This is a genomic window from Rhodothermales bacterium (assembly GCA_034439735.1).
Lineage (GTDB): Bacteria > Bacteroidota > Rhodothermia > Rhodothermales > JAHQVL01 > JAWKNW01.
Genome location: JAWXAX010000029.1, coordinates 18,145 through 39,216, shown reverse-complemented (window position 1 = coordinate 39,216; position 21,072 = coordinate 18,145). Strand labels below are relative to the sequence as shown.

The 21,072-nt window shown below is 60.6% G+C and carries 16 protein-coding genes; 1 reads left to right on the top strand and 15 read right to left on the bottom strand.

What is annotated here, in order from left to right; all coding sequences use genetic code 11:
- Positions 1-39: 39 nt before the first annotated feature.
- Complete coding sequence (gene folP, locus SH809_01980; protein ID MDZ4698449.1) at positions 40-942, bottom strand: dihydropteroate synthase; 903 nt, start codon at positions 940-942, stop codon at positions 40-42.
- Positions 943-1,475: 533 nt separating this feature from the next.
- Between folP and SH809_01975 the strand changes: the two genes are divergently transcribed.
- Positions 1,476-2,315 carry an RNA polymerase sigma factor RpoD/SigA gene (locus SH809_01975; GenBank protein MDZ4698448.1) on the top strand — a complete coding sequence of 280 codons (840 nt, stop codon included), beginning with the start codon at positions 1,476-1,478 and terminating at the stop codon, positions 2,313-2,315.
- A gap of 133 nt (positions 2,316-2,448) precedes the next feature.
- Here the strand turns inward: SH809_01975 and SH809_01970 are convergent, their stop codons facing one another.
- From SH809_01970 to SH809_01905, 14 genes are all read right to left on the bottom strand, one after another.
- Positions 2,449-5,370: a hypothetical protein gene (locus tag SH809_01970; protein MDZ4698447.1), complete on the bottom strand. Its 2,922-nt coding sequence runs from the start codon at positions 5,368-5,370 to the stop codon at positions 2,449-2,451.
- Positions 5,371-5,412: 42 nt separating this feature from the next.
- The gene (locus SH809_01965; protein MDZ4698446.1) at positions 5,413-5,772 is read right to left on the bottom strand and encodes an endonuclease domain-containing protein; all 360 of its coding nucleotides are present in this window, start codon (positions 5,770-5,772) and stop codon (positions 5,413-5,415) included.
- A 433-nt stretch (positions 5,773-6,205) separates the two neighbouring features.
- A complete protein-coding gene (locus tag SH809_01960) occupies positions 6,206-8,113 on the bottom strand; it encodes a M56 family metallopeptidase (GenBank protein ID MDZ4698445.1) in 1,908 nt (635 codons plus the stop codon).
- Entirely contained in the window at positions 8,110-8,499 is a 390-nt protein-coding gene (locus SH809_01955) for a BlaI/MecI/CopY family transcriptional regulator (GenBank protein ID MDZ4698444.1), read from the bottom strand. Before SH809_01955 ends, SH809_01960 begins: the two co-directional genes overlap by 4 nt.
- A gap of 231 nt (positions 8,500-8,730) precedes the next feature.
- Positions 8,731-9,753 carry a mechanosensitive ion channel family protein gene (locus SH809_01950; protein ID MDZ4698443.1) on the bottom strand — a complete coding sequence of 341 codons (1,023 nt, stop codon included), beginning with the start codon at positions 9,751-9,753 and terminating at the stop codon, positions 8,731-8,733.
- A 96-nt stretch (positions 9,754-9,849) separates the two neighbouring features.
- On the bottom strand, positions 9,850-10,770 hold the full coding sequence (locus SH809_01945; protein MDZ4698442.1) for a DUF4097 family beta strand repeat-containing protein: 921 nt from the start codon (positions 10,768-10,770) through the stop codon (positions 9,850-9,852).
- 35 nt (positions 10,771-10,805) lie between these two features.
- The gene (locus SH809_01940) at positions 10,806-11,786 is read right to left on the bottom strand and encodes an OmpA family protein (protein MDZ4698441.1); all 981 of its coding nucleotides are present in this window, start codon (positions 11,784-11,786) and stop codon (positions 10,806-10,808) included.
- Positions 11,787-12,132: 346 nt separating this feature from the next.
- The gene (locus tag SH809_01935) at positions 12,133-14,667 is read right to left on the bottom strand and encodes a hypothetical protein (GenBank protein MDZ4698440.1); all 2,535 of its coding nucleotides are present in this window, start codon (positions 14,665-14,667) and stop codon (positions 12,133-12,135) included.
- Between the two features lie 183 nt (positions 14,668-14,850).
- Positions 14,851-15,228, bottom strand: a complete 378-nt coding sequence (locus SH809_01930) for an Asp23/Gls24 family envelope stress response protein (GenBank protein ID MDZ4698439.1) — start codon at positions 15,226-15,228, stop codon at positions 14,851-14,853.
- Between the two features lie 318 nt (positions 15,229-15,546).
- A complete protein-coding gene (locus SH809_01925; GenBank protein ID MDZ4698438.1) occupies positions 15,547-16,017 on the bottom strand; it encodes an Asp23/Gls24 family envelope stress response protein in 471 nt (156 codons plus the stop codon).
- 426 nt (positions 16,018-16,443) lie between these two features.
- Complete coding sequence (locus tag SH809_01920) at positions 16,444-17,043, bottom strand: hypothetical protein (protein ID MDZ4698437.1); 600 nt, start codon at positions 17,041-17,043, stop codon at positions 16,444-16,446.
- A 50-nt stretch (positions 17,044-17,093) separates the two neighbouring features.
- Positions 17,094-17,555, bottom strand: coding sequence for an Asp23/Gls24 family envelope stress response protein (locus SH809_01915; GenBank protein ID MDZ4698436.1), 462 nt, complete (start codon positions 17,553-17,555; stop codon positions 17,094-17,096).
- The gene (locus SH809_01910) at positions 17,552-18,328 is read right to left on the bottom strand and encodes a response regulator transcription factor (protein MDZ4698435.1); all 777 of its coding nucleotides are present in this window, start codon (positions 18,326-18,328) and stop codon (positions 17,552-17,554) included. Before SH809_01910 ends, SH809_01915 begins: the two co-directional genes overlap by 4 nt.
- A 350-nt stretch (positions 18,329-18,678) precedes the next feature.
- Positions 18,679-20,907 carry a VIT domain-containing protein gene (locus SH809_01905; GenBank protein ID MDZ4698434.1) on the bottom strand — a complete coding sequence of 743 codons (2,229 nt, stop codon included), beginning with the start codon at positions 20,905-20,907 and terminating at the stop codon, positions 18,679-18,681.
- Positions 20,908-21,072: the final 165 nt, after the last annotated feature.

Below are 21,072 nucleotides of genomic sequence, written 5' to 3'. Positions count from 1 at the left end.
ACGCGTTCAAATCGCACGCCGTAAAATGGTTCGAAGGCCTCAACGGGGCGCGGCTGTCGTCACCGCCGCGATGACCCGCAGCAGATCGACGGTTTCGCGGATGTCGTGGGTGCGGACGAGCGTGGCGCCGCGGAGGACGGCCACGGCGGTGGCGCCGAGGCTGCCGAAGAGCCGGGCGTCCGGCGGGCGGGAGGGGTCGCCGAGGAAGGTGGCGATCGAGCTTTTGCGGGAGACACCCACCAGCACAGGCCGGCCCAGCGCGAGAAAGGCGTCGGTGTGGCGAATCAGGGCGGCGTTTTCCGCCGGCGTCTTCCCGAAACCAAAGCCGGGGTCCACGACGATGTCGCGCACGCCGGCGCGTTGGGCGGTCTGGATCGAGGCGTCGAGCGAGGCGTAGACCTCCGCGACGACGTCGGTGTAGGGGTGCTCGTGGGGCATCTCGCCCGGACGGCCAAGCGAATGCATGACGATCAGCGGCGCGCCGGCCTCGGCGGCGACGGCGGCCGTCTCGGGGAAGAGGCGGAGACCCGTCACGTCGTTGACGAGGTGGGCGCCGACCTCGAGGGCGGCGCGGGCGACGGCCGGCTTGTAGGTGTCGATGGAGACGAGGATGTCCGGGAAACGCCCAGTGATGGCTCGGATGATGGGGACAACCCGCTCGCGCTCTTCGGCCTCGGCCACCGCGCTAGCCCCGGCGCCATAGGCCCGCCCCCGCGGCCGCGTGGACTCGCCGCCGACGTCGATGATCGCCGCACCTTCCGAAATCATCGTTTCCACTCGGGCCAGCGCCGCATCGAGGGAGGTGTAGCGGCCCCCGTCGGAGAACGAATCCGGCGTGACGTTCAGGATGCCCATGACGACCGGGCCGGCTGGATTCTCGCGCCGGCAATCGAGCCACTTTCCGCGAGCGTCCAGGATGAAAGGATGGTGTGTAGGAAGCATGATGGAGGCGACTCGTTTTGTCGTTCTACGCACTGTTCTATAGTACAACCGGCGCCGGGTTTAACTTCGTACCCGAAATTGCCGATGATTTCACTACCCATGGGCTCGCCTCCCCACCGTTGGAACCTTCACCGGCAGCGAGCCTTCAACCTTACGAGAACGGCCGGCATGGGCTGGTTGGTTCAGGTTCCGCATGTGCGTTGCCCGTATTGTGCTCGTTTTGTGCCAGTACAACCCCGTGCCCGCTCCGGTAACCACGTCCTTTTTGGGATGCGTCCGGCGGAAATCGGTCCCCCCGCTGAATCCTGTATAAGGCTCGGAACGGTATGTGAGCACGTGCGTACGTGTCCTCCAGTAATCGACGCGCCCGGGGTTTGAAAGGGACGCATCCACTGGCTGTATCCAGCGCATACAACCTGAATTCGCCGCCTGTGTACGCAGGAACTGCCGGCGCTTCTGCTTTGGCGCTTCCACTCATCCAGAACTGAGAAGCTTCCCCGCACAATCGCTACAACCAAACCGCTAGAAGGCCTATGTACGTTCCTCGCCAGCAACGTATGCTGGACCAGTATCTTCAGGAGATCGGGCAGATCCCTCTGCTCGTCCCCGAAGAGGAAGTCAGGTTAGCGCGTCTGATCAAACAGGGCGACCAGGAAGCGCTGCATAAACTGACGCGCGCCAATCTTCGCTTTGTGGTCTCAGTTGCCAAGAAGTATCAGGGACAGGGCCTCACGTTGGCCGACCTGATCAACGAAGGCAACTACGGCCTCATCAAGGCCGCGCAACGCTTTGACGAGACCCGAGGGTTCAAGTTTATTTCCTACGCGGTGTGGTGGATCCGTCAGGCGATTCTGCAGGCGCTCGCCGAGCAAAGCCGCGTCGTGCGGCTCCCGCTGAACCGCATCGGCACGATCTCCAAGATCCGCAAAACGAGTGCTCGCCTCGCGCAGACGCACGAGCGCCAGCCAAATATCGAAGAGCTCGCCCGCGAACTCGACGTCGATGTCGAAAAGGTTCGTGAAGCGATGCAGCATACCAGCCGGCATCTGTCCATGGACGCGCCGTTTAACGAGGAGGACGATAACAGCCTGCTCGACGTGCTCCCGGACGATGAGGATACGGCACCGGACGACTCGCTCATGGACGAGTCGCTCAAAATCGACATCGAACGCGCCCTGAGCCTCCTGCATCCCCGCGAGGCCGAAATCACTCGGCTCTATTTCGGGATCGGTCGCGAGCACCCGCTCACGCTCGAGGAGATCGGCCAGCGCTTCGGGCTCACCCGCGAACGGGTCCGCCAGATCAAGGAAAAGGCACTCCGCAAACTCCGGCAAAAACACCGCCGCGAAGAGCTGCAGATGCACATTGGGTAATAAAAAAGCCGGCGCATCCCGCCGGCTTTTTTGTTACAGGTTTGCAGGTTTACTGGTTACAGGTTTAAAGGAGGTGCCCTCCGCGTCCTCACGCCTCAACGGGCACCCCCAGATGTACCCACGCGAGTCGGCTTCAAAACGGCAGAGCCGCCCTCAGGCGGTAATAAATCTCGTAATTCCGATCCGTCCCCAGCACATCGTAGGGCTGCCCGATTCCCACCGCGTGCGCGATCGTCAGCACGCCGCCCAGGACAAGAGCGTTCTTGACTTCCGCGCCCACGCCCAGCCGGCGCGCCTGCCGCACCCGGTCCTCCCAGACCATCCCCCCATCCGCGAACAAGGCCAGGGTAGTGGCGCCGAGTGACACAAAGCCGAGCACGGTGGTCTGCAGGCTCGGGGCGATGGGCATCCGATACTCCACCGTCCCGAACGCGAGCCGGTTGCCCAGCACGAATTCACGATACCCTCGCACCCGGTTGGCGTCGACAAATGCGAGCAGGCCCACTTCGGGCGCGGTGATCTGCACATCGTCGTACCGCGCGAAGCCGACGCGGTGCTGGGGCAGGACATCCCCCAGAATCAACTGGCCATGAGCATAAACATACAGCCGGCTCAGCCCGAGCGCCGGCAGGACGGCAAAGGCCGACGCATCCCCACGCACAAACCGGGTGTCGGCGCCCAACACGCGGGCCCCCGCCGTCGCCTCCAGCCGGATGCCGTGGCCGTCGATCGGGTGGATGAGGTTGTCGGCGTACGGGCGCAGACGCTTGCGGGTAAGGGAAAGCCGCAGGTCGGCCTGCTCGCCTTCGGCCGGTGTGGGAAGGAGGCTCGAGGCCTCGAATTCGTCGGGATTGAGCGGGTCGAAGCGGAGATACCGCAGCCGGGCCTCGAACCGCGTGGCCGTATACGGCTGGATCCCGATGTCCAGCGGCCAGTCGACAGATACGTCGCCGCCACTCAATCCGTCCGCCAGGTAGGTGTCTCCGTAGGCCTGCACGCTGGGGAGGAGGGAGTAGCCGTTGAGGGTGATCGAGGGAACGAGCTGGTTGTTGACGTAGCTGGCGAGCACAAAGCTGTTGGCGAACGGCGTGGGGATCGACAGGCTACCGGTGAGGGCGAACAGGTGTTTGCCCAGCGGCTCGGTCCAGCTTGTCAGGCCGGCCACGCCCCAGTCATCGGCCGCGTTGTAGTAGGGCAGCGCAATGGAAGCGACGTGAGTCAAGTTGCGGAGCGAGTGATAACGACTCCGGCCGATGATGAGTGTGGGATCGGGCGCTATCCGGGCGGGGACAATAGCGGGCGGCTCATGCACGGTCCACGCCGCGTAGGCGGGTGGGACGACGGGCTCGCCGGTGAATACGGGCCGGTCCGCATCGATCCGGTACGCTTCCTCGCGCTCTTTGGATGATGCAGCTGTGGCGACGAGGCGGCCGGCGGGATGCAGGGAGTCCGGCTGGATCCACTGGTGGACCCGCGCGCCGGCGACGAGGTGGGTCACCCGGCGGTGCGCGCCCGAGGCGAGGTCGACGGCAAAGACGTTCGGCACCCGGTCCCGCAGCGACGTGTAGGCCAGTTGATCGCCATCCGGACTCCATACCGGGCCGTGGTCTTCGTGCTGCCCGTCCGTCGCCGGCGCGATGGTGCGGGCATCGATGTCGATAATCTGGATATCCCGCCTGCCTTCGGCGTCAAAACGGGCAAAGGCGATTTTGGGCTGGAACGGATGCCAGGCCAGGGAGCCGATCTGGACATCCCCCTCAAACGAGGTAAGTTGCTGCTCTCGCCCCGAGGCAAGATCCAGCAAGAAAATATTGGCTGTGCCGGCGTCTGAGCCGATGAACGCGAGTTGGCGACCGTCCGGCGAGAAGGCAGGCGAAGAGGCGCGGCGGCTGTTCGTGAGCCGGCGCAGCTTCTTGCCGTCGGCGCGGACGGTGAAGAGGTCGCTGAGCAGGCTGCCTCGCGCACCGCGCACGGTCCGAGCAAACGCAATCGTCTGGCCGTCGGGGCTCCAGGAAACGGGTCCGTCGATGCTGCCCTCGGCGGCGATGGTGCGGGTTTTCTTTTTTGTGTCGATCACATACAGCCGGCGCACGGGCCGGCGGACGGAGAGTACGGAAAGCACGGCGACACGCGTCGTGTCCGGGCTATAGCGGACGTCGTACAGGTACTGCCCGGGCAGCGCGAGCGGGTCGACCCCGAGCGAGTCTATATTCTCCATCTGGCCGGCGAGCGTGTTGTAGTACACGTTCATGTGCCGGCGCCAGTCGTCGAAGAACTCGCGGTAGGTCTTGTCCGTCGTCTCCTCGAAAGCCGTGTAGAAGTCGTGCACCGTTATCCTCCCGAAAAATGCCTTTTTGCGGTGGGCGAGCATGTCGGCCAGGGCGGAGTCGCCGTATTGTTCGGCGAAGAAACGAAGCTGGGCATTGCCGGAGGCGTAGAGGAGCCGCCCGTTGTAGAGCGAGCGGCCGTCTTCGTAGGAGAGCCGGTCGTCGAGGACGGCGGTGCGGAGCCACTGGTCGCCCCGGTAGGCGTCCCAGCGCTCGGTCTGGTACTGCGCGAGGCCCTCCGTCCAGAACCCTGGAAGCGGGTCGCCGAAGAAGATGTCGGCGAACCCGAGCGACCCCTTCACCGCCCGGTAGTGGAACAGGTGCGCGAGTTCGTGGGAGAGCACGGTGCGGAGCCATTTCGTCTGGCCGGACCATGTGGTGGCGACGTCGTTTACGTGTACCCAGATGTTCGTGTACCCGTTGCCGATACGGACGGCGAAGCCGTTGAGGATTTCGTCCTCGTCGGAGAGGTAGATGCGGATTTTCTGGTCGAACGTCACCCCGAGGTTACTGGAAAGCGCGGCGTAGGTAGCCTCGGCGATGGGGGCGGCCTCGGCCTCGATGCCGGCGAGGTGCCGGGGGTACATGATCAGGAAGTGGGCGGTCTCGGCGACCTGCCACTTCAGCTCCGGGTGATTGCGTCCGTTGAAGATCTGGAAGCCCTGGGCGGAGGCGGTATCGGAAACAAGAAAAAGGGCAATAAACGCGAGGAGGATGGATTTCATCATTCGGCTGTACATTGTGCACGGTCTGAATGATATAGGGAGGAATTAAGATCCCGTTCTGACGATATGTTGCGCGATGGCGGAGAACACCGCCTCGGTTGCGTAGATGACATCTTCGTTGCTGAAATAGATAACGCGGAGCCCCATCGAACGCAGATACCTATCCCTTCGGTAGTCATAATCGGCGCGCCATGGGTCATTATGGACGCCGCCTTCGACTTCAACGACAAGTCGGGCGGAGTGGCAGTAGAAGTCGACAATGAAGGGTCCGATGGAATGCTGCCGGCGGAATCTGCGTTCGGCACAGCGGTGGTTGCGGAGGCATTCCCACAGGACGCGCTCCGCCGGCGTGGCGTTTTTGCGGAGGATGCGGCGTCGGATTCGGGCGAGGTCTTGGGGAGACATGGGAGGCAGAGGGAGGGGTCTGCCTATATAGACGTTTCGCCGGGTGCGGGCATAACGTTTGGCGTTGTGCCACCCGGTTTACCACCCCCTGTGTCCCCCTCCTGGGAGGCAATGTGCCACCCGGTTTACCACCCCCTGTGTCCCCCTCCTGGGAGGATGGGGCTGGTTGGGTGTTGCGGTGGCGGCGGATTTTGGTCAGGCCCCTCCTCCGTGAGGAGGGGCAGCCCGAGAGTTAGCGAGGGCGGGGAGGAGCGATTGGGGCGCGACCATCCCCCTTGTCCCCCTCCCGGGAGGATGGGGCTGGTTGGGTATTGCGGTGGCTGGTTGGGTATTGCGGTGGCGGCGGATTTTGGTCAGGCCCCTCCTCCGTGAGGAGGGGCAGCCAGAGCGCTAGCGAGGGCGGGGAGGAGCGATTCGGGCTGCCACGACGTTTCTACAACGTGTTCAGCCGCTTAATCATATCGCGCAGCTCGTCGGCAGGTTGACTACCCGCCTCGAATGTCCCCTGCTCCTGTTCCAATCGAGTGATGGCGTTCAGGCGAAGCTCCGGCGGAAAACGCTCGAGATAACCCATCAGAATCGCGTACTCCCCCTCGAAATGTTGCTTCATGTCGTCTCTCGCGGCGTCGAGTACCAACTCAACGCCTTCCATGGAAGGGAAGCTGGATACCAGTCGACCTAAAACGTGGTGTCGTCCCAATCCCTCGCCGTTCCAGCGATGATAGAGATCCCTGAGGGAGCGTCCCTGATCATCGGGTGTTCCCAGCAACACCACGGCATCAGAAAGTAGCAGATAGTTTTCACTACCCATCAATAACTCCTCGAGCAATTCTTTTTCGTCACCATGCCACGCCAGTGCATGCACGGCAGATGAGTTAGATGGGTTGTCGGAATCTAGCGCAATGCGCCTCAATCCCGGGCGGACGGCTTCAATCTGTTCATCGGACATTTTGGGATAGTGTTCGTTGTATCCGATGGGCTCTCCCCGGGTGAATGCGACACCATAAGTGGCCGCCTGATCTCGGGGGATACGCATATTGATGGCTCGAACTGTATTCTGCCGAACTCTCGGTTCCGAATCTGTCTCAGCAATCCGGATCAGCTCTCGATCCGCCTCCAGCGTGTTGAAGTGGGCGAAGACGAACACCATGTTACGGCGCAATTCGTCATCCTTCGCTGCCCGAAAAGCATCCAGCAACAGCTGATACGCCCCCGGATCCCCCGCCTCCCGCCGGTCGTGCAGGTACGTAATCGTCCCCTCGATATCCGCCTGTTGGATCATCGTGGCCAGCTCGTCGGGAAGGGCGGCGAGGTCTTCGACGAGGGGCTCTCCAGGCAGGGTTTTTTCGTTGCAGGCCGCCATCAAGAAGCCGGAAATCACCACCATCGCCACCACCAGCACCACGCCGGCGCTCGACCGCAACCGGTCCGGCGCCGGCGGCTCCACCAGGCGCTGGATCCGCTCCAGCAACGACCCTCCGCCAGCCAGCAGCGCCAGCCGCGTCGACTCCACCCGGCGCTGCTCCAGTCCGGCCAGCGCACGGGCATACGTCACCCGGTTGTTGATCGCCGCTACCGCCAGGTCGTCACACGCCCGCTCGCGCTCCTCGCGGATCTTCCCCGAAATCCACCACGCGGCCGGATGGTAAAACAGCACGGCCTCCATCAGCGATTGAAGCACGGCGAAAAGGTAATCGTGCCGGCGGATGTGCGCCAGCTCATGGGCGAGGATGGCCTCGACCTGCGCTACCGGCATGCCGGCGAGCAGGGCGGCCGGGATCAGGACAACGGGCTTGAGCCATCCGATAAGCATCGGCTCGCCGGCGCGGTCGGTCACGGTGATGCGGATGAGCCGGTCTATCCCCAACCGATTCCGCAACCGGTCGACGGCCAGCCGTAGGTCCTCGCCGAGCGCCTCGCCCGGCAGCCGGCACAGTCGATGCACGGCCCGCCAACCCAGCACCAGTCGGGCGAGCATCACAACAACACCCACCAACCACCCCACAACCAGAAACGGCCGCACCGCAAAACTGGATTCCTGCAAGGCCGCCAACTCCTCATCCACTCCACCCCCCAAACCCTCTGTCGTGGCCGGCGCCACCGCTCCTTCCTCCCATCCCCCAACACCCTGTCCAGCGAGTCCCCCCTGTCCACCCAACACCAACCCCACCGGCGCGGCAACCATCGCCACCAACGCCACCCAACACACCAGATACCGCACCCCCGGTGAGACGCCGCGCAGCAGGTGCAGCGCCAGGCCCAACGCCCCAGCGATTACCAATCCCTGCCACAGCGAGTGCAGTAGCGCCAAGCCCGCAAGATCTACAAAAGTCGCGTTCATGGCGTGTCCTCCAGTTTGTCCAACAACGCACGAATCGCGGCGAGTTCTTCGGGGGTGCTGGGTTTCAGGGATAAGGCGCGGAGCACGAGCTTCTCGGCGCTGCCCTGAAACGCCCGGTCGAGCAATGATGCCACCAGGTTGCGCTGGATGGCCTCCTCCTCAACAGCCGGCCGGTATACGTGCGCCTTGTTGGCGTCGTCGCGCGTCACCAGGCCCTTGCCGTGCATGATCTGCATCAGCTTGAGGACGGTCGTGTAGCCGGTCGACTGGGTGGACTCGAGCGCTTCGTGGACGGCGCGCACGGTGCTGGCGCCGCAATCCCACAATACACGCAGGATCGCTAGCTCGGCATCGGTGGGGCGGGGCAGGGTGGATTCTGGAGGCACGATGGTCTGGAGTTAATGTACGAATAGGTTCGTAGATAATATACGAAGTGATTCGTAGATGTCAACCCGTAGCCCGGGTTCGCTATGAAAATTTGTGATAAGATTTGCGGATATGCCCGCGCGAACCCGGGGTTTGCGAAATGCCCGCGCGAATTCCCGGGTTCATTATGAAAATTTGTGATAAGATTTACGGATATGCCCGCGCGAACCCCGGATACGATGCGGTCGCGCTCAGGCGACCCCGCCCTGGGGGAATGCCTTCGCTTCGTCGATAAACAGCTGGAGGTGTGGGAATGGGATTTCAATGTCGGCATCGCGGAGCGCTTCCCGGATCCGTTCCGTGTACTCGCTTTTCATCGGGACAGCCAGTTTTGAGTCGCTGATGTGGAGCCTAAGCTTCATGTCCACGCTGGAGTCGTTCAGGGATGTCACCACGACATCCGGCGTATAATCGGGGTGCAGGCGTTCGTCGCCCTTAACGATAGCAAGCACCACGTCGCGAGCCTCCTGGGGAAATTCTTTGTACGCAATGCCGAACGGGATCTCGATACGCAGCACTCCGAAGAGCGAATGGTTGACCAGTTTCTGGTTGATCATCAGCGAATTGGGCATCACCATGACCTCGTTATTCGGGGTTCGTACACGCGTGGAACGGAGCGTGATTTCCTCTACCTGCCCATACACCTGGTCCACTTCAACAAAATGACCGATTCGAAAGGGACGATCGGTCAGGATGGTGATGCCGGCGATGAAGTTCTGGAGGGTATCTTGCGCCGCAAACCCCACCGCGATGCCGGCCACGCTCAGGCCGGCAAGCAGAGCGGTGACGTTGATGCCGAACTGTGCGAGCACCATGATCCCGATGAAGATCCACGCGACGACGGCGTAGGTCTTCGTGAGCAGGCCTTCCAGGCCGGCGTCAACATGTTTGCTCCGATGTAAGAGCTGGCGCAGGAGCTTGCTGCTAAATCGGAACAGGAGGTAGAACAGGAAAAGGACGAACAAGGCGCTGGCCAGCCTGGGGATGAACGTCGCCGCAATGCTCGTAAGTTCGGTGTAAAACGTCTTGATGATCTCTTCCCATTGACCGTCGATGAGCTGGGATTGCGCCTCGGCCAGTCGCGGGGTGAGCGATAAGATCGAACTGTCGCTCTGAAGTGAATCCGCCGCGGCGCTGGAATCCGCGAGCGACTGGGAGATCGACAGAGAGTCCCTGGGAACGCGGGCATCCTGTGGTACAACAAAGGGAATCATACAGCTCCTACGCATGTCTTCGAATGCAGAGCCACAAGGTAGGCAAAATGTACCGGATCGGTAACCATCATGAACTCGAAGACGCAGTACGGCACATTACAACACCGGTTGGCGAGCCGGCGTTGTTGTGGTGTCAGGCATTGGATAGTCGGGCACCGTTTGCTGGACCTCTACTGAGTCGACGCCAGTAGTCTCAGGCCTCTTCTCGGGTATAGATACGGGGATCGTGCCGATATTAATTCGCCCTTTCTGGGTGCTCAGTAGGATTGTTGGGCCACCTTTTCCGAGCGTGGCTTCCAATGCAGCACCCACGGATGTTTGTTCGAATGCTTTTGTGGAGAGCGCAAGACCGGACAACTCGATCGTGCCGACGGACGTACTGGCGTCTACAGTTGCGTCGATGTTTTCCGGGAGAAAGAGTTCTATGTCCCCGTTCAGGGTTGTCATTTCGATACGATGAGATAGATGCACGGTGTTTTCCACCAGGAAGATATCACCATTCTCGGTGGCCAGCTTGAGGGTACCGTTCTGATGCCGAACCGTGATCGAGCCATTGACGCTTTTTGCAGTAAGGTCGCCGGCGACATCTGTCAACGCGATATTACCATTATTGATTTCGAGTGAGAGGTTCGTAGCTCTGGGGAGCTGGCCGGCCAACGCGACAGCACTGTGTGTGGATTTACGTGGATAATGCGCCGTGAACGAGAATGCGGATTCGCTGCCACTTTCACGTAGCTCAATGCCATCGAGATGCTCTTGCGCAGCGACTCGGTCGTTTCCCCTTGCTCGTTTCGTAAAACGTAAGGTCGCGATTGGAGCATCTATTCCTTCGAGCGTAACATCTCCTTCCGGGTTTTTCCACACGAAGGTTCTGCCTTCAAAGGCCAACGAACGTTCGATGTGCTCCTCCAGGGAAGCGCCGGCGAGCACGAGGCGACCGTCCTGCATCTCCACTGCCGGAGGTTCGGGAGCAGTGCATCCTGCAACGAGGAAGAGCCCTGTGATCAGGGCAGACATAAGCGGAGTGGGTACGCGTTTCGCGTTCATAATCGTCAATGCAAAGTGTCTGGGCGTGCAGGCTCGGTACGCAGCAGTTCTTGTTCGAGCAGTTCGCGCAGCAGGCGGAGTACTTCGCTATCCGTCGTCGATGAATCCACGGGTGATAGCGAAGTGGTGCGCGTGAGCCGTTGCGTCGCTTCAGGATTGAGGACGGTAAACTCTACCCGCCGGTTGAGCATGCGTCCGGTTGGTCGATCATTGCTGGCGAGCGGCCGGGTAGGTCCGTATCCGCGCGCCACAAGCCGCTCCGGGACGATGCCGGGATTTGTAGCGAGGAGATACGAGCGGACGGACTCGGCCCGCGCCTGCGAGAGCGTCTGATTTAACGCCAGGGGGCCGGTAGAATCGGTATGGCCTGCAATCTCGATCTGCAGGTCAGGATAATTGGTCAGGACATGGCCAACGGCGTCGAGGGTGGGTAGGGAGGAAGGCAGGAGCTGTTCCTTACCGAGCTCGAAGTTGATCGACAGCGCCAGAAAGACACCGGTCTCGAGCATAGCCCGTTCAATGCGTTCGACGATGGGCAAGGACAAGTGGGGGGGAGGTGCAGGGGTGAGCGTGCGCTGGGTCTGTGCATCCAGAGACGGTACGATGGCTTCATTGGCTCGAATGGCCAGGCTACTCGTCGTATCCCGTCCAGGTGCCTGTCCGCCCGGTATTGTTACGACAGCAGTCTGGCCGGCGGGTTGCAGCGTGGCGCGTAATTCCGAGATCTCCCGGCGGAGCACATCGAATCGGTCGTCGATGCGCCCGATCAAGTAGGCCTCGCTTTCGCGCATGAGGGCTCGATTCTTTTCGATCGACGCATCGATGCGGGCGGTCATTTGCTCAAGCAAGTAGCGCTCGAGGTCCTGTAGATCCCTCCAGTCTGCACCTTCTTCGGAGGGTGTCGGAGCGAGCCGTTCAGTCGTTGCAGGCGCGGCGCGCTGAACGACCGCTTCCGACACAGGCGGGGTAGGGATCAAGAGGAACATCGGTTCGGGCGCGGCGACAGGAAGTGCCGCCGGCCTATCAGGCGTTCTCGGAGCGTGTCTCACGGTGCGTCGTTTGTCGATCTGTACACCGCCCGGGGTCCCCATCCGGAGGTAAAACAGCCCGGACTCGGGCAATGGCATCGTCACGCGCTCCATGACCGGGCGCGCCGAACTATCCGCACGCTGCGCATCGGAGGGAAGATCAGTAGCCTGTTGTGCCAGGGAGGGATTTGACCCGATGCAAACAGCCAACAGTCCCGCAAGTAAGGGGTGGTAGCGCATGGCATCATCCGGAAAAAGCCTGGTGCAGGGAAATACAGGGCGGGGAAAAGCGGTCGAGAGCTGGTTAGAACGTTAATCTGTACCCTGCATTGATGCGGTTGTAACTCGATAAGTCGATGTTCGCATATTCGATGAAGAGGCGGCTCGTCCCCATATCGAATTCTGTCCCAACCAGGAGGTTGAGAGTGGCCTCGAAGGCGTCTGTTCCATCGGGCGCACTTAGAAATCCAAGCAAGCCAAGTCCGCCTCCGACGTACGGGTAAAGCCGCTGTATTGGGACCACTGGGACGGCAACATTCAGACTGGGGTTTATCATGGTCGAACCCTCGCCAAACCCGAGGACGAGTTCTGGCAGAAAACGCCATGCGCTGGTGCCTTGCCGTTGCTGCCACTCGGCGCGTAGCCCGACCAGAAACTGGTTCGGATCTCCTCCGAGATTGTATCCGATAAATGGCCGGATATGGTCCAGCTGATACGAGGGACGCTGACGGCCGCTTCCCGAGATTGAGCCGACCTCGACCTGTTCCACCGTCTGCGTCTGGCCGGCCGACTCGGCCGGCTGCACGACGACGACGGCAGGCGGTGCCGGTTGCGGCGTTGTGTTCGATCTCGGGATCGCACGAATCTCGGCGCGAAGCGACTCGATACGATCGTCCAATCGGTCTTCGAAGCGACGCTCGAGTTGCCCGATGTCATCCTGGGTGACGCCGGCAGGCGGCCTCACGTCGCCCGTGGGTGCGGGTTGAGAAGGACGCTGCGTCGAATCGATGCGGCGTTCCAGTTCGTCGAGCCGCAGCTGGAGCTGGTCGAAGATTTCCTGCTGCCGATCGATGGATTCACTGCCCGTCTTGTTTTGCGAAGGCAGCGCCTGGCTGCGCAGGGAATCGGTCTCCTGTAAACGCAGAGCTTCCCGGAGCGTCTCGCTCATGATCGCACGGATCTGGGTATTCGTGAGCGGCGGCTCAACTGGAGCGGATACCGCTGTTGTTGGCTGCGGAGCGCTCACGCCTGTTTCTTCATAGGTCGATTCGATGTTCACGCCGCCGGGCGTGCCGAACCGGATGTATAGTTCGCCTTCTTCAGGAAGAGGGAGCGTGACAAAACGATCACCGCTGGCGGTGCGAACCACCGCAGGCTCGGCAGTGACCTGCGCTGCTTCGCTTACGTGCGCGGCCCGGTTTGCTTGATCTTCGATGCGCTGTTGAGCCGCTTCCTGGCTTGCTTTTTCGAGCCGTAGCCGGGATGCATTCAACGAATCGCCGCGCGCGTCCGCGAGCAGAAGTGCGTGATTCAGCGAGTCGGTGCGTGCCTGCGAAATGGCAATGGCGTCGTTCAATTCAGCTTCTCGAAGGGCCGCTTCGTACTGTACACGAGCGACTTCGTCCTCCATTTCTTGTCTGTACAGCACATCGGGGCGTGTAGCCCGCTGGCCACCCAGTGCGAACTTGACGCCACCGGTATACATCCAACTTGTCTGAACCTGATTCGGCGCGCTGATGGATTCCAGGTTGTCCGTGCTCATTAACATGGCGCGCACGCCGGCGTGCAATTTGAAGCGCGGCGAAATCGGGAACGCCAGACCGCCGCCGCCAACCGCGAACGGATTGTCCTTGGCTTCGACGAGTGCATCTGGTACTTGATACCCATTCAGTACGTCAACGTAGCCTCCCCCTATCAATAAGTACGGGACGACTCCCTCTCCGTCGCTCAGGTTGAACTGCATCTCGCCGCCGTAGAACTGGATGTCGTCCGCTGCACTCCCGTCTAAGCCACGCCAGTAGAACCCGCGCAATCCCAGGTAGGGCCCGAAATCAAAACTCGCACCGACGCCGGCAACCGTCTGGCTGGTCCGGTACCCCAGATTTTCATCGAAGCTAATCTGCCCGTAAAAGGGTTCAGCTGTCACACTAAGTCCTCGCAACCCGCTGGAGAACTGGTCGCTGAACGCGCGGTCAATTTCAGACAGTTGCCCCGGGCGCCGCCCGCCAAGGAAGAGCGAAAGACTACCGCTGAACGCCCAGTTGCGGACGGATTGCTGCTCGCTGAGCGTACCGGTGTCGCCGAGGGTGGCAAGTTCATCCACCGAGAATAAAGAAGACGGACTGTACCGATACGCCAGGTTTTGCGCCTGTACGGAAAGCCTATACCGATCCGCCACACTGAACGACACACCGGCTCCGCCCGACAGGTAGATGCGCTCGAACGACTCCAGATCTTTGGGTTCGAACTTGATGAGGCCGGTGCCTGCGGTAATGAAGGGGGTAATCGACCCGCGTGCGATATTGAGCCGCAGTTCGCCGCCATAACGCTGCAATTCGAGATCCCGCGATGGAATGGACTCGATCGACTGCATGAACAGGGAGTCGCCTGACGAGAAGTCTCCAAAGTCGGTCGCGAAATCGCGGCCCAGCATATACAGTCCACTCAGCTGAACGAATTCCCCGAAGCCGAAGCCCAGGGATCCTCCAAACTGATAGCCATCCTTCAATCCGGCATCGCCAGCCCAGTTGACGCGTTGGGCGGTAGGAGAAAGGGTATAGCTCAGATCAGAAACCTGAGCGCTGGAAATCCCGGTGTATGACAGGAGCCATAGGAGCACTGCCGCACCCTTCCACATATTGCGAGTCTTCGAAACTCGCTTGATTCTATCAATACAGTCCATGGTGTTTTCTATTCGTTAACACGCGGCCTCCAGGGCTGTGCGCAATGATGAGAGAGGGCTCGCGGATGAGCGGAATGATACAAGCCATAACCGGTTAGTGGCGGCCGGTTATCAAGGCGATTATTCGACACGCCGGGTGGGGGCTCCGGCGGCATCGACCACCTCATCCTCTGGGAAATAGAGATCCATGACCTCGATGTTGATATCCACTACATTGAGCCCCGTCATCTCATGGACGCGGTGGTCGAGGTTTTTTCGGATTGATTCCGCGATCGAGGGGATGCTGTACCCGTATTCGGTCACGATCTTGACGTCGATGGCGGCTTCCTTCTGCCCTACTTCGACTTGAATACCGAGGTCTTTTACATCCGAGCGTGTGATGGACCGGGCCAATGATGCAACAGCTTGACCTGCTCCGTATGAGACAAGCCGGTAGACGCCTTCCACTTCGCGTACGGCCAGGCCGGCGATCTTTGCGACGACTTCGCGGTGGATCATGGTCCGGCCGCGATCACCCTCCAGCACATGTGCTCCGCTGTGATGGGCGCTCGCCGAAGTTGAAACGGCCGTCGTCCTGGCCGATGAAGTTTTCTTGGACGTCCTGCTCGTTTCCATAGGGTGCTATGTCATTTTGCTGGGTGAACGCCACCGGATGATGACCACTCAATATTGAGCAAAACGACGCACCGCATATTAGAGCGGTGTTAGAACCGGATTAGAATTACATTAGAGATGCTGATGTGCCTCGAACCGGGCTGGATGGAGGGATAGAGGTCGGCGCCAGTAAGGACGCATTGCACTGAGTACCCACCGCGATCATTCGACACGGGCGTCTCGGGGCGAAAGCCCGTCGTCGTCCTGTCCGAAATAAAGATCGACGATATCGATATTGACTTCGACCACGACAAGTCCGGTCATGCTCGCTATTCGTTCAGCGACTACCTGGCGGATCGATCGCGCGATCTCGGGGATATTGGCTCCATAGTCGGTGATGATTCGTACATCGATCGCCGCCTCTTTCTGTCCGACCTCGACCTGCACACCGAGGTCCTTGATGTCACTCCGCGTGATCGCACTGGCCAGCGACGCCACCGATTGGCCCGCGCCATACGGCACGAGTTTGTGGACCCCTGACACCTCACGCACCGCGAGGCCGGCGATTTTTGCTACAACTTCCGTCTGAATCACCGTTCTTCCATTTTCCCCTTTGAGGACGATAGAACCGGGTGCTGCGGGATGCTTCTCGCGCAAGGCCATGCCCGTAGAACGAACAGGATCGTCGGCCATGTTTTCAACGGTGTTGTCCTGCGTGATATTCGATCTCGATTTCTTAGTCATTACAATCACCAATAAAGTGAGCGGACATAAGTGCGATCAACGTGTATTTCGCAACGCATGCCAGGCGGCTCGTACGTCGAATCGGCCATTCGCAAGTTCATGTAGTATTAGCGCGGCCAGGAGTCCCACGCCACCGCATAGCCCGATCAAGAGCGTATTGCCCCACCCGAATGTCAGGACGCTGGCACCGAAAAGGGCGCCGAATAAAAACCCGAGTAGCATATAGCGGAGTTTCATATCGGTTGTGGGGGAATAGCTCGAATGTACCGAGGTCCCCGTTTCTGAATCGATTGCGGGTGGATCCAGTCTGTCGTCCCCGATGGGTGTATGAATAGTTTTAAACGGATCTCCTGGGCCCATGGTAAGTAATGCCAGTTATCGTACGCGTTTTAAATTCCGAATGGGGAGAAGTTGCGCCGATATGTTCACCGTGGCAACCGGTAGGCCCGTGTGCTGCTCCAGTGTGTCCTTTAGCTGTGCCTTCAAGGCCGAGGTCACTGAAGGCATCAAGGCATCGGGTGTTATAGCGGCGACGCAGTCGAGACGCCACCCCTTTTTTGTCATTTGCAGTTTAGGGTCGATCTCGCGAATCCCCTCGACGCGCTCCGCAACATGTACGAGCAATGCCGTCAGACTGTCGATGGCAATGGATACGCGTCCGCTGCCGAATGCTCCGGACGAAGACACATCGCTCAGGATCACCTGTTTTCCCCTCTGGCCGATACGCGCGAATCCGATGCGCAGCAGTAACAACGACAACAGCACGCCCAGGATACCGGTCCCAAACCAGGTACTCCGCACGGCAGCGGATTGATCGGATAGATCGAACGCCAACGTAGCCCCACCGAGTGAACCTGAAAGGCCCTTCCCTGGCACGACAGCATACCCTGCGAGCGTTGCGCCCAGAAGCAAGAGGAAGACGCCCAGTACGAGCGTGATCGATCGCCAACTTGTCGTAAGAATCGATTCGTTCATTCGCGTGGCGTGTTTGAGTGGGCGGACCTGTCGTTGCTGGAAGGAGGCCGTCAGTGAATTCGCGCGCGCACGGCACGTGGTTGTACAACCTCAACTATTTCTATTTCGATGGCGCCGACTCGCAGGCCGGCGAGATCGTAAACCGTCTCCCGAACGCGGCGGCGCACATCCTCAGCAACCTGATACAAGTTCGACCCATATTCGGCGCTGATTCGGACGTGGAGTGGTGGGTGATCGGACTCCGTATCGTGGAGTGCATCGACCGATTGCTCTATCAAATGGCCGAGAAAGGCCCCGGCAGCAGTGCCAAATGAGGCGCCTATCGCGGCACCCGCAGGCCCGCCCTGTGAAAAGCCGAGCGCGCCGCCGGCAATACTGCCGATCAATGCGCCGACAACGAGGTGCTCGATATCGTGCACCCCTTGTACTTCACGGGTAGCTGCCAGCGCCAACTTGTCCAATACCGCCGCTGAAACTCTGATCCTCCCTCTGGTAATCATGGGGTCATTCATGGTGTTATACCCCCGTTTTGCGGCAAGGAGAGCCGGTATCCGGCACCTCGCACCGTTTGTATGAGATCCGACGCATGGTGTTCACGCAGCTTGCGGCGCAAATAAAACATATACACTTCAACCATGTTGGTGCCGGTATGGAAGTCGATGTCCCATACATGATCGAGGATGTCATCCCGCGAACAGCATTTTCCAGGGCGCTCCATCATAAAACGAAGCAATTCGAATTCCTTGTACGTCAACTCGATGGGCTCATCGTTGATGTGCAGTGTTCTCGCCACAAGGTCCATCTTCAAAGAGCCAAAAACGAGCTGATAGGATGTATCAGCTTCCCTAATTGGAGTGCTTTCAGTAGCCTGCGGGGGATTCGTCCATCGCCTGAACACCGCAATGCGGGCGTCGAGCCACTCGAGGTCGAAAGGCAACGGGACGGCTTCGTCAGCGCCCATCAGCAGGGCGGGGACGATATCGCCTGGGGCGTCGCACAATGCAATTACGGGGATTTTTGCCTCCCTGGCCAGCCGGCAGAGACGGTCGAAACGGGGCTGCTCATCGAGCGACCACGCGCAGCAAAGCGCATCACAGCCGATCGGCAGTTGCGGCGAATCGACCATGCGATCAAAGAACGTCCAGGATAAGCGAGCTATGACGGAAACACTGTCCGATGGTGTGTCCTCGGCGAGGTCCGACATCGATTCAATCCCGACAAGGCATAGCTTCACCTTCTCAGCTTGTAGAGCGGAATCAGTGCTACGGTTCGGCGAGTTCAGCATGACGGGTGATGAATACATGAGGCGCACGTACTCAGTACAAGATAGGACTTCCTGGTTCTGATGCAGAAAGAATCGGGGAAATCGCTCGTTCAATACCGGTTTTTTAATGGGAATTTATGCCTTTGTATCGCACAATGGTGGCGACGCGCTGTATATCGCCCGGGAATGATGCTGAAGGACTACCATTACGCGCCAGCCGGGCAGGCACACGATAGACATGTGGCCATGGCCATAATTCGGCCACTGGCTTCCTCCAATCAGGGCTGCTGCGTAAGATCAGTGAATGATACACGAGCTGCGGGCACGCTGTATTAAAGGCGTATTAGAATTTGAACCCGGATTGGGCGCGATCAGCCAAACAATCGCCTAAGCGCTGCGTCGTCCAGCGTATCACCACCTGCCTCGATGGAAACGAAATGCTCGCCGAGTTTAAACACCACCTTTTCCCCGAGCTGCGCGAAGGGCAGGGCGTCCGGATAGAGGCGGAGGAGGCGGAAGTAGGTGTCGGACCCGAAGGCGATGGCGAGAGGCTTGTCCTTCGCGGCGTCGAAATCGTCATCCTGCCAGATGCCTTCTGAAGTCTGCACCATCGTGCGGCCCTGGATGGCAGCGACGCCGGCCTCGGCCGGCGCGGCCACCTCGGCCTCACGCATCTCCCGGATCGATTTACTCATTTCGACGGCCGCCTGGCCGGACGTCTGGCTGAAGCCGGCGTCGGCGCTCATGCTCCGGGTTTGATACGTCGGCCGCGGCGCACCGGGCGGCGGCATCTGATCCATCGCCATCGACTCGTCCTCGGTCACCAGATACGAGGTATAGGGCGTAACGATGCCGAACTCCTTTGCGAGGGCGATGACTTCTTCTTTGAGTTCGTCGCTTTCCCCGTGCATCCGGATTTCATCCAGCAAGGCTCCGACTCGGCGCTGGCCCCAGAGGCGGGCGACAAAGTCGCGCTCGCGCTCCCGTTCCGGCATATCGAATGAGTACTGGAACGACTGCTCCCGGCCGTCCAGCATCCCCGTGAGATGGATCCGCGCCGGCCCCGCCTTACGGTAACGGCCGGCGACGACGAGTTGTCCGTTTTTGTAGAGATTGGGCATCCGGCCCGGGCTTACGGCAAACGTCTCTCCGCCTTCGATCGTTAGCTTCAGATCCGTCATCACCGGGAAACGCACCTTGTCGTACCAGCCGCCGACGCGCTCCTCGATGGTTTCTTCCGGGGAGATGTAGTCCGCGAACGCCCCCGATTCGGCCGCTAACCCGTCCAACAGGCGGGTGTTGACATCGTAGCCGACGCCAAAGGCAAACACGTTCACGTCCTGCCCGTTAGCGGTGCGGATGTTTTTGCGGATCGCCTCCTCGTCGGTTTCGCCGGTCGAGGGAAGGCCGTCCGTCAGGAATACGATCTGGCCCCGCCGGCTATCGTCCAGCTGCCCGAGCGCCGTTTTCAGCGCTTCGTCGATGTTGGTGCCGCCGCGGGCCTCGAGCTGGTCGATAAAAAACAGCGCGTCTTCTTTCGCCGAGGCCGGCACAAGCGTCTCGCGAAACGCATCGACATCCGAGCTGAAGGCGACGATCCCGAACCGGTCCTGAGCGCCGAGGCGCTGGACGCAGTAGCGGAGCGCGTCGCGGGCCTGGGTCATCTTGTCGCCGGCCATGCTGCCCGAGGTGTCCAGCACGAAGACGACGTCGCGCGGCTGGACGGCCTCCGCGCCGCGCTCGGCGTTGGGCGATAGCATCAACATGAAATACCCCGCTTTGTCGCTGTAGGGGCGGTGGGACAACAGCGTGGCGCCAACTTCCGCGTTGTCGCGGGTCACGTAGAGTACAAAATCGCGCCCGTCGCGGTCGCCGGTGTGCTCGTAACGGACGACCGCGTGCCGGCTGTTCCGGCGCTCGGTCTGGACCGCGTGCGACGGCGAATACACGGCGCCGACGCCCCGGTCGCTCCGGATCGTGGCCGTGAGGGTCGTATGCGTCGCCTGCGGTTCTCGATCAGGACGATCCCGGGGTTCCCGACGGTCCTCGCGGTGCGGCATAGGCCGTGGCATCGGGATTACCCCGGGCCCGCGCGACCCGAGGATGCCCTGGAACGGATAGGTGAAGGCGACCGTCGCGCCATCCGCCGGCAGGGTGGCGTCATACCGGAGGGTGATCGTGCGTGATTGGCCGGGAGGGATCGGAAAGATGTTTGCCCGAAACGTGCGGTGCTCCACCATTTCCAGCAGGGCCGGATCGATATTTTTGCGGACGATGGCTTCGTAGATCGCCCGCGCTTCGTCGGCCGCGAGGAGCTCGCCAGCCACCTCTTTCCCATCGATCTCCATGCTGAACCGCGATACCTGCGCGTCCTTGGGGAGCGGAAAGAGGAACGTGCCTTCGATCTGGGCGCGCGATTGATTCGTGAACGTGTGGCTGACATTCACGACGGCCACCTGCTCGTCGATCGCGGCATCGACGGTGTGTTCGGTGAGGGAGATGGGGGAGAAGTGGTAGTCCGGCCCGATGATCAGGCCCTGGGCCAGGCCGGCGCGGGCGATGAGGAAAACCAGCAGGAATGCGATCGTGCGAAGTGCCATGGTAGCGGTAGCGATGGGTGCGCGGAAACGGGGATGTGAATCGCGGGGTCGTGTGGATAACGTGGCCATCTTCAGGGTTATTGCCCTATGACACAATGTTGTCACCCTGCCTTTTTATCTTGCTCCTACCTGACCCGAACAGGGTTTCATCCCACAGAAACGGAC

Excerpts from the sequence above, each read along its gene's own strand:
- folP (MDZ4698449.1), bottom strand. The coding sequence starts at position 942 with ATGCTTCCTACACACCATCCTTTCATCCTGGACGCTCGCGGAAAGTGG.
- SH809_01975 (MDZ4698448.1), top strand. The coding sequence starts at position 1,476 with ATGTACGTTCCTCGCCAGCAACGTATGCTGGACCAGTATCTTCAGGAG.
- SH809_01970 (MDZ4698447.1), bottom strand. The coding sequence starts at position 5,370 with ATGATGAAATCCATCCTCCTCGCGTTTATTGCCCTTTTTCTTGTTTCC.
- SH809_01965 (MDZ4698446.1), bottom strand. The coding sequence starts at position 5,772 with ATGTCTCCCCAAGACCTCGCCCGAATCCGACGCCGCATCCTCCGCAAA.
- SH809_01960 (MDZ4698445.1), bottom strand. The coding sequence starts at position 8,113 with ATGAACGCGACTTTTGTAGATCTTGCGGGCTTGGCGCTACTGCACTCG.
- SH809_01950 (MDZ4698443.1), bottom strand. The coding sequence starts at position 9,753 with ATGATTCCCTTTGTTGTACCACAGGATGCCCGCGTTCCCAGGGACTCT.
- SH809_01945 (MDZ4698442.1), bottom strand. The coding sequence starts at position 10,770 with ATGTCTGCCCTGATCACAGGGCTCTTCCTCGTTGCAGGATGCACTGCT.
- SH809_01940 (MDZ4698441.1), bottom strand. The coding sequence starts at position 11,786 with ATGTTCCTCTTGATCCCTACCCCGCCTGTGTCGGAAGCGGTCGTTCAG.
- SH809_01930 (MDZ4698439.1), bottom strand. The coding sequence starts at position 15,228 with ATGATCCACCGCGAAGTCGTCGCAAAGATCGCCGGCCTGGCCGTACGC.
- SH809_01925 (MDZ4698438.1), bottom strand. The coding sequence starts at position 16,017 with ATGGCCGACGATCCTGTTCGTTCTACGGGCATGGCCTTGCGCGAGAAG.
- SH809_01920 (MDZ4698437.1), bottom strand. The coding sequence starts at position 17,043 with ATGAACGAATCGATTCTTACGACAAGTTGGCGATCGATCACGCTCGTA.
- SH809_01915 (MDZ4698436.1), bottom strand. The coding sequence starts at position 17,555 with ATGAATGACCCCATGATTACCAGAGGGAGGATCAGAGTTTCAGCGGCG.
- SH809_01910 (MDZ4698435.1), bottom strand. The coding sequence starts at position 18,328 with ATGCTGAACTCGCCGAACCGTAGCACTGATTCCGCTCTACAAGCTGAG.
- SH809_01905 (MDZ4698434.1), bottom strand. The coding sequence starts at position 20,907 with ATGGCACTTCGCACGATCGCATTCCTGCTGGTTTTCCTCATCGCCCGC.